Below are 15,494 nucleotides of genomic sequence, written 5' to 3' on the forward strand. Positions count from 1 at the left end.
GCGCGCGGCTGACCGTCTGGCGGCCGTGCGCGGGCGGACTCTCCGGCGGGCGTACGCGGGCGGATTGTCCGGCGGGCGTACGTGGGCTGACCGCCCGGCGGCCGTGCGCGGACTGACCACCCAACGGGCGTGCGGGCCGAGCGTCCGGCGGCGGTGTGTGGGCGGGTGCGGGCGGGGGCCGTGCCCGCCCCTGGCGGGGTTTTCGGCGAACAGGTACGAACGGCGGCAGGACGGTCGGCCGCGCGCCGCGCGGGCGGCCCGGCGGCTCCCGGAGGTCCTGGACGTGGAAGCCCTGGCCAACGGCGATCCCCGGCGCGTCGGCCGGTACCGGATCGAGGCGCGGGCTCGGCCGCCGCGGTATGGGGACGTCTACCTCGGGCGCTCGCCGGGCGGACGCCCGGTCGCCGTGAAGGTCGTCCGGCCGGAACTGGCCGCCGACGCCGCGTTCCGCCGCCGCCTCGCGACGATCGGCCCGGACGGCATCACCGTGCTCCACACCGGGCGGGAGAAGCGTTTCCCCTGGTCGGAGGTGGCGCGCGTCAGCGTCTACCGGAACAGGCGCGGCTGGATGCTCGCCGTGCTCCCCGCGCCGGGCGTCGCGCTGCCGAGCGGTGTGCGGCTGCTCCGGCCGTTCCGCGACAGGACGCAGGACTTCACGTGGATCGTGCTCGCCCCCGTCAACGAGCTGCGCGGCGGCCACCAGCGCGTCAGGACCGCCGTGGCCGCCCACACGGGCGACCGCTGGCTCGGCACCCGCTGATCAGGCACGGTCAGTCGGTGAGCCAGAGGAGCGAGTAGTCGTACGTCGCGGCGGTCGGCAGGAACTGGGTGTTGCGGACGCGCGTGGAACGGAACACCGTCGCCGAGCGGTCGAGCAGCGGGATGATCGCCGCGTCCGCCATGACGCGCTCGTCGGCGCGCCGCCAGAAGTCGGCGGCGGCACGCGCGTCCGGCGCGGTCAGCGCCTGGTCGATGAGCCGGTTCACCGCCGCGGACTCGTACCCGCCGAAGTTCGTGGAGTTCGGGCCGCACACGCGGCCGTCGAGCAGCGGCTGCAGCACCGAGCGGCCGTTGTTGCCGTACCAGTCGGGCGTCCAGCCGGGCGCGGCGATGTCCCAGTGACCCTCGCGGGCCTGCGCAGGGTCGGAGATCGTCGAGCGGTAGAAGTTCCCGCCGCTGTCCGCGCGCAGCACCGTCGCGACGCCGCACGCCTTGAAGTTCGCGGCCAGGGATTCGGCGATCTTCTGGTGGACGCTGTTCGTCCGGTACGGGAACACCAGCGTCAGGTTCGGGTGCCCGGCGGCGGCGAGACGGCGGCGGCACTCGGCGGGATCGCCCGCGTCGCCCGGCGTCGGATACTGATTGGCGGGCGCGTATCCGGAGTTCCCCGGCGGGATCACCGTGTGCAGCGGGCGCGCCACCGACGGGCCGCCGACGAGCTTCACCAGCGCCGACCGGTCCACCGCGTACTCCAGCGCCTGCCGCACGTCCCGCCGCGCCAGCGCCCCGCCGTTGTTCGGGCTGCGCGTGTTGAACGCGACGTACGGGCTGTTGTTCGGCGCGGCCAGCACCGCGAAGCGCGGGTCGGAGCGGACGCGCGGCAGCGCCGACGTCGGGACCGGCTGGTCCCACGCCAGGTCCGCCGCGCCCGTCTCGATCTGCTGCTGCACGCTCTCCGGCGAGTCCGTCCCGAACGTGATCCGGATCAGCCGGACGTGCCGCTGCCGCAGCGGATCGGTGCCCGCGCTCCACGCCGGGTTCCGCGCGAGCACGATGGACCGGCCCGGCTCGTACGAGCGGATGCGGTACGGCCCGTCCGACAGCGTGTTGCGCCGGAACTCCGGGCTGTCGGGGACGTACCGGTCGTACTCGGCGGGCGCGGCGGCCGTCGCCTGGAGCGTCAGCAGGTTGACGAAGTCGCTCGCGGGCCGCACCAGCCGGAACACGATCGTGCGCGGCCCGTCCGCCCGGACGCCCTCGATCCGGTGCGTCCGCTGGAAGGCCGCCATCGCCGCCGCGTCCCGGCCGTCCACCCGCCCGAACGCGCGGCAGTACTCCGCCATCCCGCGCAGCGTGCTGACGAAGTACGCCTTCGCCGACGACGGCGACGCCGGGTTGCACAGCCGCTTGAAACCGCGCACGAAGTCGTCCGCGGTGACCTCGCGCGGCGGCCCGGTGCTCCACCGCACGCCCGGCCGCAGCCGCAGCCGGTACGTGCGGCCGTCCGCGGAGACGTCGTGGTTGTCCTTGGTGGGGACGCGCTCGGCGACGTCCGCGCGCACCGGGATCGTCGCCGCGATGTCGTTCGCGGCGCGCGTGCCGAGCAGCGTCCGGGAGAACAGCCGCGTCAGCCCGTACCCGCCGACGCTGTTGACGCTCGCCGTGTCGAGATGTTCGATGTCGGAGGAGCCGACGACGCGCAGCGTGCCGCCGTCCCGCGGGGGACCGGCGTCCGCGCCCGCCGAATCGTCGGTGCTGCACCCGGTCAGGACGAGGGCGAGGCAGGCCAAACCCGCCGTCGCCCTGCGCATGTCACGCGTCATCGCACGCCTCCGCTGCGGTACGGTCCACCATCACCCGCAGTGCCACAGTAAGGCCAGAGCGTAATAACGGCCGCTACATCCCCATTTTCTTCGGGGAAATCCGAAGGCCCCCCGGCGTGCCGGGGGGCCTTGTGGACGGAGGTGCGTCCGGGGTCAGCGCTCCACGTCGCCGCGGATGAACGCCTCGACGGCCTCACGGGCCTGGTCGTCGTTGTACTGCTCCGGCGGCGACTTCATGAAGTACGAGCTGGCCGACAGGATCGGGCCGCCGATCCCGCGGTCCTTCGCGATCTTCGCGGCGCGCACCGCGTCGATGATGACGCCCGCGGAGTTCGGGGAGTCCCAGACCTCCAGCTTGTACTCCAGGTTCAGCGGCGTGTCGCCGAAGGACTTGCCCTCCAGGCGGACGTACGCCCACTTGCGGTCGTCGAGCCACGGCACGTGGTCGGACGGGCCGATGTGGACGTCCGCCTTCGCCATCTCGTGCGGGATCTGGGAGGTGACCGACTGCGTCTTGGAGATCTTCTTGGACTGGAGGCGCTTGCGCTCCAGCATGTTCATGAAGTCCATGTTGCCGCCGAAGTTGAGCTGGTACGTGCGCAGCAGCTCGACCCCGCGGTCCTCGAAGAGCTTGGCCATCACGCGGTGCGTGATCGTCGCGCCGACCTGCGACTTGATGTCGTCGCCGACGATCGGCACGCCCGCCTCGGTGAACTTCGCGGCCCACTCGGGGTCGGAGGCGATGAACACCGGCAGCGCGTTCACGAACGCGACCTTGGCGTCGATGGCGCACTGCGCGTAGAAGCGGTCCGCCTCCTCCGAGCCCACCGGGAGGTACGACACCAGGACGTCGACCCGGGCGTCCTTCAGCGCCTGCACCACGTCGACCGGCTGGGCGTCGGACTCCTCGATCGTGTCGAGGTAGTACTCGCCGAGGCCGTCGAAGGTGTGGCCGCGCTGCACGATGACGCCGGACGGCGGGACGTCCGCGAACTTGATCGTGTTGTTCTCGCTCGCGTGGATCGCCTCGGAGAGGTCCATCCCGACCTTCTTGGCGTCCACGTCGAAGGCCGCCACGAACTCGACGTCGCCGACGTGGTAATCGCCGAACTGAACGTGCATGAGGCCGGGCACCCTGGTCTCGGGGGCCGCGTTCTTGTAGAACTCGACACCCTGGACGAGCGAAGAGGCGCAGTTGCCCACACCAACGATGGCTACGCGCACCGAACCCATCCGGTTGCTCCTTCTCTTCTAGGGAACATGTGGTGTTTCTTCACCCGTCCCCGAGGGGGCCGGGCCGCGACTTCAGCGGCCCGTCTCCCGAGGCATGTCCTGAGTCGTATTCGACGTTCTTGCTTGTTCCTGCTCCGCCCGCTCGCGCCCGATCAGCTCGTTGAGCCACCGGACCTCGCGTTCGACGGACTCCAGCCCGTGGTTCTGGAGTTCGAGCGTGTACGTGTCGACGCGCTCGCGGGTCCGCGCCAGCGCGGAGCGGACGCTCTCGAGGCGCTCCTCCAGCCGGCTGCGGCGCCCCTCCAGGATGCGCAGGCGGACGTCGGCCCGGGTGTGCGAAAAGAAGGCGAAGTGAACGCCGAACCCCTCGTCCTCCCAGGACGCCGGCCCCGCCTCGGTCAGGAGGTCCTGCAGACGCTCCTTGCCCTCGGCGGTGAGCTTGTAGACGATCTTCGAGCGCCTGCTCTGCAGCGGCAGCGCGGCGGTGGTGCCGTCGCGGTCCTCCGGGCGGTCCTCGGTGATCAGCCCCTTGGCGAGGAGCTGCTTGAGGCACGGGTACAGCGACCCGTAGGAGAAGGCGCGGAACATGCCGAGCAGGGCGTTGAGCCGCTTGCGCAGCTCGTACCCGTGCATCGGAGCCTCGTGCAGCAGGCCGAGGACGGCGAGTTCGAGTACTCCCGCGCCCTTCTTGCCCGCCATGCCGCGTCTCGCTTCCGCAGTGCCGATGTCTCGTCTTGATGTATCGAGCGAATGTATCGACTCGATACATCTGAAAGATACGTACTGCCGCGAGTCCTGGCAAGTCACCCGGCCTGTGACGGGGGTCGCGGGGGTACTCTCCCGGCACGTTTCCGCTGGTCAGGGGTTAGAAACAGGGGAATATGGGGCTTATCGGGGCAAAATATGCCAGGGTTGGGCACGGTCCCTGGGCGGGCTCCGGCCCTCGGGGGACCGGGCGGGTCAGCGTCGACCGGCTCGTGGACCGGTTCGTGGGCCGGCCTGCGGTGGTCGGCTCGTGGCGATCGGCCTGTGGCGATCGGCGCTTGTCGGCTGGTCCGTGGCGAGTCGGCTTGCGCTGACCGGCCGTGGGCGATCGGCCCCCGGTGATCAGCCCGTGGCGATCGGCGCTTGTCGTCCGGCGCGTGCGGGCCGTACCGGACGGACACGCCCGACCCGCGCCGCACGCTCCCCTCCGGGCGGCGCGCGTCCGGACTCGCGGGGTTCACCCGTGCGACACCCGCCCCTCGCCCAGCGGTCGGGCCAAGTACCCTTCCGGACGACGGAGCCCCGAAGTCCCCTGTCGATCGAGGTCGCGTGAGTAATCCAGGCCAGCCCCGACCAGAACCCGGGTCGCCGCGGCCGGGCGCCGGAGACCAGCAGCCCCGGCCCGGCCGGGCCGGCGAGCCGACCGGACCGCCGCCCGCCGCGCCCCGCCCCGGCGACGGCGCGCCGGGCGCACCGGGCGGATTCCCGGGCGTGCCCCCGGCGGCGCCCGCCGGTCCGCCCCGCCTCAGCGACCCGGCCCCGGCCCGCCCCGCGCGCGGCGCGATGCCGCTGGGCGCGCCGGTCGGCGGCCCGGGCGGACCCGAAGGCCCATCCGGGCCGGGCGGACCCGGCTTCCCTTCCGGTCCGGGCGGTTCGGGCGGCCCATCTGAGCTGGGGGGTTCGGGCGGCCCTTCCGGGCTGGGCGGTCCCGGCACCCCTGCCGGGCCGGCCGCCCTCGGCGGTCCGAGCGGGTCAAAGGACTCCGCTGGTCTTGGCGGTCTTGGCGGTCTTGGCGGACCCGGCGCTCCGGGGCCGCGCGGCGGCGGCGTCGGCCCGAGCGTCCCCGGCGGCCCGAGCGTCCCGGTTGGTCCGGGCGGTTCTGACGGTCCGAGCGGGCCGGGTAAGACGAGTGGCACCGGTGGTCCAGGTGGATCTCACGGCGCCGGCGGACCGAACAAGCCGGGCGGGCCGGGTGCTGCTCCCGGCGGTCCGGTCGGCCCGAACGGTCCGGGCGGGCCGCAGGGTTCCGGCGGCCCGGGTCGATTCGGCGCTCCCGGCGGTCCGCCGGGCGGCGCGCCCGTCCCGGGCGGACCCGGTCGTTCCGGCGGCCCGAACACGCCGGGGCAGTTCGGCATGCCCGGCAACTTCGGCGGCCCCGGTGGCGCTGGCGGTCCGGGCGATACTGGCGGGCCGGGTGGCCCAGGCGGTCCGAACGGTCCCGGTGGTCCCGGTGGCCCCGGCGGGCCTGGTCGTCCTGGCGGTCCCAACGGTCCCGGCGGGCCTGGCCGTCCCGGTGGGCCGGGCGGTCCGGGGAACTTCGGTGGTCCGGGCGGGCCAGGCGGCCCGGGCAACGGCGGTCCCGGCGGTCCCGGCAACGGCGGTCCGGGCGGGCCTGGCGGCCCCGGCGGCCCGAACGGTCCCGACGAGCCCAAGAAGTTCCGGCTGGCGGGTTTCCTGCGGTCGCGGGACACCGGCTGGCGGCGCTACCTGCCGTCGTGGAAGGTCGTCCTCGGCGGCTTCGGGCTCGGCGTCGCCGGGCTCGCGACGCTCGTCGGCGTCGCGTACGCCAAGACGCCCGTCCCGGACACCGGCAACGCGGACGCGACCAAGACGTCCGCGATCTTCTACTACGCCGACGGCAAGACCGAAATCGGCCGCCTCGGCAAGAACCGGGACCTGATCACGCTCGACAAGGTGCCCCGGCACGTCCAGGAAGCGGTGATCGCCGCCGAGAACCGCAGCTTCCGCACCGACAGCGGCTTCTCGGTCACGGGCCTGAGCCGCGCGGTGTGGAACAACCTGACGGGCGGCGACACGCAGGGCGGCTCGACGATCACCCAGCAGCTCGCGAAGAACTACTACCTGACGGACAAGCGGACGATGAGCCGCAAGTTCAAGGAGCTGTTCATCTCGCTGAAGCTGGAGGACAAGCTCGGCAGCAAGGACAAGATCCTCGAGCTGTACCTGAACACGATCTATTTCGGGCGCAACGCGTACGGCATTGAGGCGGCGTCGAAGGCGTTCTTCGGCGAGCACGTCGGCCGGCTGACCCCGGACCAGGGCGCGCTGCTCGCCGCCGTCATCAACCAGCCGGGCCGTCTCGACCCGCGCAACGACGACGCGAAGATCCGCGAGCAGACCAAGGCGCGGTACCTGTACGTCCTGGACGGGATGCGCCAGGCGAAGGCCATCACGCAGGCGGACTACGACAAGTACGCCCAGAAGGTCCCGACGACGAAGCCGATGGGCGGCCCGGAGGTGTTCGGCGGCCAGCGCGGCTACATGATCAAGCGCGCGCTGACGGAGCTGGGCCGCCAGGGCATCGACGAGAAGACCGTCGTCGAGCAGGGCATGCACGTCTACACGACGTTCGACAAGAAGAAGATGGACGCGGCGAAGCGGGCCGTCGAGAAGACCGTGCCGGGCGTGAACCCGAAGAAGCTGAACAAGCAGCACGTCCAGCTCGGGCTCGTGTCGGTGAACACGCGCAACGGCGAGGTCGAGGCCATCTACGGCGGGTCGAATTACCTCGACGACTCCTATGACAACGTCTGGCTCGGCTCGGCGCAGGCCGGTTCCGCGATGAAGCCGTACACGCTCGCCGCCGCGCTGGAAAAGGGCTACAGCCTCAAGAGCCTGGTCGAAGGACGTTCCGGTCTCTACTTCGACGGCAACGGGAACGTGGTCCCCAAGGGCAAGGGCCAGGGGCCGATTCCCAACAGCCATTCGTCCAAGGGCGGCATCGACCTGCTCCAGGCGATCAAGGAATCGACCAACAGCGCGTTCTACCAGCTCGCGGGCAAGGTCGGGGTCGCGAACATCGCGAAGGCGGCGGAGAGCGCGGGCGTCGCGTCGCCGATGGTCGAGCCGTACGCGAAGAAGGGGCAGCTCGGCCTCACGCTCGGCATCAACGACATCCGCCCGGTCGAGCAGGCCGCCGGGTACGCGACGTTCGCGAACGGCGGCACCTATTACCAGCCGCACGTCGTCCGGGATGCGAAGACGCGTGAGGGACGACGGGTCAAGGCGCTGAGCTGGGAGAAGCGGGAGGACGCCTTTCCGGCCGACGTCACCGCCGACCTCACGTACGCCCTCCAGGGCGTCGTGAAGCCGGGCGGGACGGGCGTCGCGGCGGCGCTCCCGGACCGTCCCGTCGCGGGCAAGACCGGGACGACGGACAACAACGTCGCGAGCTGGTTCATCGGCTATGTGCCGAAGATCTCGACGGCCGTCACGATGTATAACGAGAAGAAGAAGACGCTGATGATCAATGGCGCGGTCGTCGAAGGCGGCAGCGTCCCGGCCCGCATCTGGCACGCGTACATGGCCAAGGCGACGGCGGGCACGCCCGTCGACCAGTTCCCGCCCCCGGCGAACGTCGGCACCCCGCAGAAGTGGGCGGAGCGCTACAAGCCGCCCAAGCACGACGACCGCCCGGAATGGTGCGACGGGCCGCTCGGCGGCATCGACCCGCGCTGCAAGGGCGGCAACGGCGGCGACCACGGGAACAAGCCGCCCTGCACGTCGCCGATCGGGAACGCCGACTGCGACACCAACAAGCCGCCGTCCAACCCGCCGCCGTCGTGGTGGTGCTCGCTGCACCCGGACAACCGGCAGTGCCGCAACGGGCGGCCCGGCCGTCCCGGCTTCCCGGGCTGGCCGAATTTCCAGCAGGACGTTCGACGGATACCCCTCGATGTGGAACGACGAGCCCGCTGAACGCGGCGCGCCCCCGGGCCCCGGTCCGGCGGGCGCGCGGCGCGTCGGTCGGCCGGGCGGGGTCGCCGCGACGATTTCGGAACGGTCCCACGGACCGGCGGACCTTTCCGGCGGTTCCGGCGGCCCGGCCGGACCGGGCCCGGAAGCGACGGTCCCGATCGTCCGTCACCGGGCGATATCGCCTGGTCGCACGGGTCTTGACCCCTCGGTGCCACATGGGCAGTACCCTCGGACGACGCACAGCCGTACCCCAGTTGATGAGGTCGCGTGAGTAACGGAAGCCAATTCGGACCCGAATACGGGGGCCCCCGCGGACAGGGCCCCCGCCGTCCCCCGGCGGACGGGACCGGTGGACCCGGACGCCCCGGCGCCCCCGGCGGCAACCCGGGCGACTCCCCGACGCCCGGGCGCGCGCCGCGTCCGGGCGGGCGTCCCGCGCGGCGCGGCGGCGGCGGTCGGCGGGCCGCCGGTCAACGCGGCGCCGGCCAGCGCGGCGGACCCCCGGGCGGCCGACGCCGGGCGGGCGGCCCTCAGCAGCGCAGCAACACTCCAGGCGTTCCCGGCGCACCGGGCGGGCCCGGCCGTCCCGGCGGCCCGGGCGGCCCTGGCCGTCCGGGCGGTCCCGGCGGGCCGGGCGGGCCGCGCGGAGGCGGTCCAGGCGGGCCGCCCGGTGGTCCCGGTGGCCCGAAGGGTCCGGATGACGGCTTCTGGGGCGACGACGACGAGGGTCGGCGGTCCAAGAAGGACAAGAAGCCCCAGAAGACCGGTTGGCGGCGCTACGTCCCATCGTGGAAGACGTCGCTGGCCATCTGCGGTGTGCTGATCCTGGCTCTCGCCTCGCTCGTCGGCGTCGCCTACTGGAAGACGCCGATCCCGGCGGCGACGCAGGCGGCGGCCGTCGCGCAGGAGTCGGTCATCTACTACGACGACGGGAAGACGCCGCTCGCGCGCATCGGTACCAAGCGCGAGGACGTCAAGCTCAAGGACATCCCCGACCACGTCCAGAAGGCGGTGCTCGCCGCCGAGGACCGCGGTTTCGAGCACGAGCCCGGAGTTTCGCCGACCGGTGTCGCCCGCGCCCTTTTCAAGACGGCGACCGGCGGTGACGTCCAGGGCGGTTCGACGATCACGCAGCAGCTCGCGCGCAACTATTACGCGGGACTCAGCCAGGAGCGCAGCGTCAGCCGAAAGCTCAAGGAGATCCTGATCTCCATTCGGCTGGGCAACGAGCGCAAGAAGGACGAGATCCTCAACCTGTATCTGAACACGGTCGCGTTCGGCCGCGACTCGTACGGCATTCAGGCGGCGGCCCGCGCCTACTTCCGCACCGACGTGAAGCACCTGAAGGTCAACCAGGCCGCGCTGCTCGCCGCGATGATCCAGCGGCCCGGCTACTTCGTGACGACCGGCCCCGACAGCCAGCCCGCGAAGAAGGCGCTCATCTACCGCTGGAACTACGTGCTCGACGGCATGGTCAAGGAAGGCTGGCTGAGCGAGGCCGAGCGGGCGCAGCAGAAATTCCCGCAGACGGTGAAGGTCTGGAGCGACGTCCAGAACACCGGCCAGACCGGGTACCTCGAACAGCGCGTCCGCAACGAGCTGGCGGCGCTCAACATCAGCGACCAGGACCTCGCGCGCGGTGGTTTCCGCATTTACACGACCTTCAACGAGGAGCTGCAGAACTACACGCAGAAACTCGTCAAGCAGGTCAAGGCCGAGAACAACCTCGACGGCCTGATCCACTTCGGGCTCACGGCCGTCAATCCGAAGACCGGCGGCGTGGTCGCCGCCTACGGCGGCCCCGGGTTCACCAAGCAGCAGTTCGACGACTCGTTCCAAGGCGCGGTGCAGCCCGGTTCGTCGTTCAAGCCGGTCGTGCTGGCGACCGCGCTGGACCAGGGAATCAGCCTGAACACGACGGTGAACGGCGCCTATCGGCGGGTCTTCCCGGGCGGTTATGCGCCCACGAACGACTCGACGTCGGAGAACGGCGTCTACAACCTGGTGCAGATGACGCAGCACTCCATCAACACCGCCTACGTCGACCTCGGCCAGAAGGTCGGCCTCGACAAGGTCGTGACGATGGCGAAGAAGATGGGAATTCCCGCCGACACGCCGGAACTGAATGCGAACCGCCTGTCGCTGCCGCTCGGTCCCTTCGACGTCACCTCGGTGAACATGGCGTCCGTCTACTCGACGTTCGCCAACGAGGGCAAGCACATCCCGGTCCACGTCATCAGCAAGATCACGGACGCCAAGGGCAACATCATCAAGCGGCTGCCGTACAAGGAGAAGGAGGTCTTCTCCCCCGAGGTCGCGGGCGACGCCACCAAGGCGATGCGCGCCGTCGTCACGTCCGGCACCGGTACGAAGGCCAGTCTCGGCGCCCGGCCCGTCGCGGGCAAGACCGGTACGACCGACATGAACAGGTCGGCCTGGTTCGTCGGCTACACGCCGCAGCTCTCGACGGCGGTCGCGATGTGGCGCGAGACCAAGGACGGGAAGAAGCGGCTGTCGCTGAAGGGCATCGGCGGCTACTCCCAGATCTACGGTGGTGACGTCCCCGCGATGACGTTCCAGCGCTTCATGACCAAGGCGCTGGAGGGCAAGGAGATCGAGCAGCTCCCGCCGCCCGGGAACGTCGGCACCGTCGCGGACTGGGCCGCGCCCAAGCCGCGCGAGACGACGAGCACCAAGCCGACGCCGGAGACGACGCCGAACTGCCGCCCGGGCGAGGACGGCGAGACCGCCGACGGCAAGCCCTGCAAGGTGGTGCCGACCGCCCCGACGACGCCGACGACCCCGACGTCGCCCCCGGCCACCGGCCAGCCCTGCAACATGATGGGACGGCCGGACGGCTGCAACCCCAACCTGCCGCCGGGCGATCCGGCCCCGGGCTGGTGGTGCGCGCAGCACCCGGGCAACGCGGCGTGCAAGGACGAGGAACCGGACGGCCCCGGCAGCGGCCGCTGACCGCCTCCCGTTCCCGTGCCCCGGCCCCCAACGGCCGGGGCACGGTCGTGTCCGGCGACGGCACGGCCGTGCCCTATGCCGTGCGCGGTCTCCCGCGCTCAGGTCGCAGGGACGGCCATGCCGCGTCCGGCCGAGTCTGCGGCCGAGCATTTTCGTGTCCGGGTCGTGTTGATCTGTCCTCGGGTCGGGCGGGCGGTCGTCCAGGCGGCGGTGCGCCCCTAGTCTTGCTGGCATGGCCTCGCCGAACCCCGTTCCGTCGCCCGCCCCCGGCCGCGCGGCGCGGCTCGTCCCGGTCCTGACCGGAGCCGCCGCGCTCGTCTGCCTGCTCGGCTGGCTGCAGAAGCAGCCGTGCGCCCGCGCCGGGTTCGACTTCGTGAAGACGACGACGAACGGGTGCTACACCGACGTCTACCCGCTGTACTTCGCGCGCGGCCTGTCGGACGGGAAGGTCCCCTACTTCGACTCGTTCAGCGGCACCGACATCCACTACGTCGAGTACCCGGTGCTCAGCGGGTTCTTCATGCAGGTCGTGGCGCTGCTGGTGAAGCCGTTCGGCGTCGGGGACCGGGGCATGGCGTTCTACGACGTCACGGTCGGGCTGCTCGGGCTGCTCGCCATCGCCGCCGTCCTCGCGACCGCGTACGTCGCGGGCCGCCGTTCGCTGCGGGCGGGCCTCATGGTGGCGCTGTCCCCGGCGCTGCTGCTCACCGCGTCGATCAACTGGGACCTGCTGGCCGTCGCGCTGTCCGCGCTGGCGCTGTGGGCGTGGTCGGCGCGCCGCCCGGCGCTGGCGGGCGCGCTGCTCGGCCTGGCCGTCGCGGCGAAGTTCTACCCGCTGCTGTTCCTCGGCCCGCTCGTGCTGCTGTGCCTGCGGGCGGGACGGTTCCGCGCGCTCGGCCGCCTCCTCGCCGGGACGGCCGCGTCCTGGCTGGTCGTGAACGTGCCGGTGATGCTGTTCGCGTGGGACGGCTGGTTCGAGTTCTACCGGTTCAGCCAGGAGCGCGGCATCGACTGGGGCTCGATCTTCTTCGTCCTGCAGGACCACGGGCTGTCCGCCGCGACCGAGCACGACACGCTGAACCTGCTGGGCACGGGAACGTTCCTCGTGCTCGCCGCCGGGATCGCGGTGCTGGCGCTGTGCGCGCCGCGCCGCCCGCGGCTGCCGCAACTCATGCTGCTGGTCCTCATCGCGTTCATGCTGCCGAACAAGGTCTGGTCGCCGCAGTACGTCCTGTGGCTGCTGCCGCTCGTCGTGCTCGCGCGGCCGAAGCTGCCCGCGTTCGTGCTGTGGCAGGCCGGGGAGGTCGTCTACTTCTTCGGGATCTGGTGGTACCTGCTGTCGGTGACGCTGCAGAGCGAGGGTTCGGGCCTGTCCGCGACGCTGTCGGCGGCGGCGCACCTGCACGCGCCCGAGGGCGGCGTCTCGCAGTCCGTCTACACGCTCGCGCTGCTGGCCCGCTTCGCGACGGTGGCGCTGCTGGCGGTGCTCGTCGTGGTGGAGATCCTGCGGCCGTCGTCGGACGCGGTCCGGACGGACGGCGCCGACGACCCGGCGGGCGGCGTCCTCGACGGCGCGGAGGACCGGTTCAGCCTCGCCCGCCTCCGCGCCCCGTCGCCGCACCGCGAACCGGTGACGTCCGCCGCGCCCTGACCCGCCCGGCGAACGTGCGCGCCCGGTGCGCGCCGGGTCAATTTCTCGGAACCGGCGTGTGACCCGCGAACCGCCAGGGGACGCAGTTGATCATGCGCCGCGTCCTCACCCTGGCCCTCGCCGCCGTCCTGCCCGTCACCCCGCTCGACGCCCCACCCGCGACCGCCACCGGGCCCACCGGCGAACAAACCGCCCCCAGCGCACCGCCCCCGCAGTCCACCCGAACCGCGCACCTTGAGCGGGCGGCGCGGACTCAGCACCCCGCGCAGGCCGGCGGCCACCCGGCCCCGGCCGCGCGAACCGCGCGGGTTGGGGGAGCGACGCAGGCTCGGCGCACCGTGCAGACCGGCGGCTACGCGACGCAGGCCGCGTGGATCGCTCAGGTCAAGGGGGCGATGCGGACTTGGCGCGCGGCGCAGACCGGCGGCCGCCCGGCGTCAGCCGAAAGAACCGCGCGGGTCGTGAAGAGCGGGCCGGGTCTGGGGTCCGCGCCTGCGGCGGGGGCCGGGCGTGCCGCGGTCGGGGCGCGGACGGCGCATATCGGCGCGACGGCCGGGCTGCTGTACGACGCGACGGCCGGGCGGACGCTGTGGGCGCGGCGGTCACGGGTGCGGCGGCCCATCGGCAGCATCGCCAAGGTCATGACCGCGCTCGTCGTCCTGCACGAAGGCCGCCTCGACCGGAAGATCCAGATCAAGGCCCGGCACCGGAAGTACTCCGACTCGCGCGGCGGCTCGTCGGCGGCCCTGCGCGTCGGGGACCGGATCAGCGCGCGCGAACTGCTGTACGCGCTGCTGCTCCCGTCCGGCTGCGACGCGGCGGCGGCGCTCGCGGACGCGTACGGGCCCGGCCCGAAGCGATTCCTCGCCAAGATGAACGCGCTGGCCCGCGCGTTCGGGCTGACCGACACCGACTACCGCGACGCCGCCGGACTGCCCCCGCACCCCGGCGCGTCGACCGCGCGCGACCAGGTCGTCCTCGCGCGCCGCGCGCTGCGGTCCCGGACGTTCGCGCGGATCGTCCGGCAGACCGCCCACGTCCTGCCCGGAACCCGCGACCACCGCCGCTACGTCTGGCGGACGACGAACGCCCTGCTCGGCACCTACCCCGGCATGACGGGCATCAAGACGGGCTACACCAAGGCGGCCGGCTACAGCCTGCTGTTCTCGGCCCGCCGCCGCGGCCGGACGCTCATCGGCATCGTCCTCAACAGCCGCGCCCGCTTCGTGGACGCCCGCAAGGCCCTGAACTGGGGCTTCGCCCGCAGATCCGGACGTTCCACGTGAAACATCCCCCACAGCACGTCGTCGCGCGCACCCCCGTGCAGGGACCTCGCGCGCGACCCTCGCGCGGAGCCCCGCGTGGGCCGTCCGAACATGGACGCCCCACGCGGGACCGTGCGCCTCACACCCGCGACCGCAGCGCCTCGATCAGCCACGTGAACGCGCCCGAGGACGACGGGAACGGCCCGTACCCGTTGATGCGCCCGATCAGCCGCCAGTAGTGCTCGGCGCGCGGGTCGTTGCCGATCTCCGCGCGCTCCAGGAGCCATCGGCGGAACCCCGCGTCGTCGGCGCGGCCGTACGCGTCGGCGAACAGCCCGACCAACTCGTCCAGGACCGGCCCGGCGGCGGCCGAGCCGGGCTCGATCCCGGCGGCGACCGCCGCGTCGGCGCGCTCCCGCACGGCTTCCCCGAGCGCGCGCTCGTCCACGGAAGCGGCGTCCGGGCGCGCGGCCTCCGCCGCCTGGTACTCGGCCATCCGCCGCACGCTGCGCCGGAAGTCCTCGTCGCGGACCAGGTCGGCCAGCTCGATCCACGCTTCGAGCTGGTCGGGCCCGGGGTCGTCCGGCAGGTCGGCCGCCGCCGCGCGCATCGCGTCCGGCAGCTCGGACGGGACGTCCAGCCCCGCGAACGTCGCCTCCACGAAGTCGGTGATGATCTGCCGGCGCTCCTCGTCCGACAGCTCGGTGATCTTGTTCATCAGATGGGTCTCCTCGGGTCCGGGATCGCGGCGGGCCACCGCGCGCAGCACCGCCCGCCGCAGCCGCAGCGTCCTGATCTGGACGTCCACGGCGTCGGCGTGCGCCGCGGCGACCTCGCCGATCGTGCTCTCCCGGTCGAGGACCCGCCGGATGGCGGGCAGTCCGAGGCCGAGGTCGCGGAGCGTGCGGACGAGGTCGAGCCGGGCGGCCGCCGCGGCGTCGTACAGGCGGTAGCCCGCGTGCGTGCGGGCGGACGGCGGCACGAGCCCGCGGTCGGAGTAGAACCGGATCGTCCGGACCGGCAGCCCGGTCCGCCGGGCCAGGTCCCCGATCGTGAACAGCGCGTCGTCCATGCCCCCGACCTTCCGGCCTCCACCCGGTGGAGACTCAAGTCCCTTACTCGGTC

Annotated in this window: 9 protein-coding genes; 5 read left to right on the forward strand and 4 right to left on the reverse strand. The window is 72.5% G+C overall.

All coding sequences use genetic code 11. The features are described 5' to 3' along the window. Nucleotides 1-283: 283 nt before the first annotated feature. Nucleotides 284-760, forward strand: coding sequence for a hypothetical protein (locus G339_RS0113520; RefSeq protein ID WP_019631617.1), 477 nt, complete (start codon nucleotides 284-286; stop codon nucleotides 758-760). 10 nt (nucleotides 761-770) lie between these two features. Here G339_RS0113520 and G339_RS0113525 read toward each other — a convergent pair whose 3' ends face one another. The 3 genes from G339_RS0113525 to G339_RS0113535 form a co-directional block, all read right to left on the reverse strand. Beyond that, nucleotides 771-2,543: an ABC transporter substrate-binding protein gene (locus G339_RS0113525; protein WP_240489806.1), complete on the reverse strand. Its 1,773-nt coding sequence runs from the start codon at nucleotides 2,541-2,543 to the stop codon at nucleotides 771-773. Nucleotides 2,544-2,696: 153 nt separating this feature from the next. Continuing rightward, on the reverse strand, nucleotides 2,697-3,776 hold the full coding sequence (locus tag G339_RS0113530) for an inositol-3-phosphate synthase (protein ID WP_026341417.1): 1,080 nt from the start codon (nucleotides 3,774-3,776) through the stop codon (nucleotides 2,697-2,699). A gap of 72 nt (nucleotides 3,777-3,848) precedes the next feature. After that, a complete protein-coding gene (locus G339_RS0113535; RefSeq protein WP_019631620.1) occupies nucleotides 3,849-4,475 on the reverse strand; it encodes a PadR family transcriptional regulator in 627 nt (208 codons plus the stop codon). 1,419 nt (nucleotides 4,476-5,894) lie between these two features. Here G339_RS0113535 and G339_RS33590 point away from each other — a divergent pair. The 4 genes from G339_RS33590 (at nucleotide 5,895) to G339_RS0113555 (ending at nucleotide 14,390) form a co-directional block, all read left to right on the forward strand. After that, entirely contained in the window at nucleotides 5,895-8,480 is a 2,586-nt protein-coding gene (locus G339_RS33590; RefSeq protein ID WP_051107835.1) for a transglycosylase domain-containing protein, read from the forward strand. Between the two features lie 816 nt (nucleotides 8,481-9,296). Then, entirely contained in the window at nucleotides 9,297-11,453 is a 2,157-nt protein-coding gene (locus G339_RS33595; protein WP_019631621.1) for a transglycosylase domain-containing protein, read from the forward strand. 232 nt (nucleotides 11,454-11,685) lie between these two features. After that, nucleotides 11,686-13,104 carry a glycosyltransferase family 87 protein gene (locus G339_RS0113550; RefSeq protein ID WP_019631622.1) on the forward strand — a complete coding sequence of 473 codons (1,419 nt, stop codon included), beginning with the start codon at nucleotides 11,686-11,688 and terminating at the stop codon, nucleotides 13,102-13,104. A gap of 92 nt (nucleotides 13,105-13,196) precedes the next feature. Continuing rightward, the gene (locus G339_RS0113555; protein WP_240489821.1) at nucleotides 13,197-14,390 is read left to right on the forward strand and encodes a D-alanyl-D-alanine carboxypeptidase family protein; all 1,194 of its coding nucleotides are present in this window, start codon (nucleotides 13,197-13,199) and stop codon (nucleotides 14,388-14,390) included. 118 nt (nucleotides 14,391-14,508) lie between these two features. On the opposite strand, the gene G339_RS0113560 is transcribed toward G339_RS0113555, so the two are convergent. After that, a complete protein-coding gene (locus tag G339_RS0113560; RefSeq protein ID WP_019631624.1) occupies nucleotides 14,509-15,441 on the reverse strand; it encodes a MerR family transcriptional regulator in 933 nt (310 codons plus the stop codon). Nucleotides 15,442-15,494: the final 53 nt, after the last annotated feature.

The sequence above is a fragment of the Actinomadura atramentaria DSM 43919 genome (assembly GCF_000381885.1).
In the GTDB taxonomy this organism is placed as follows: Bacteria; Actinomycetota; Actinomycetes; order Streptosporangiales; family Streptosporangiaceae; genus Spirillospora; species Spirillospora atramentaria.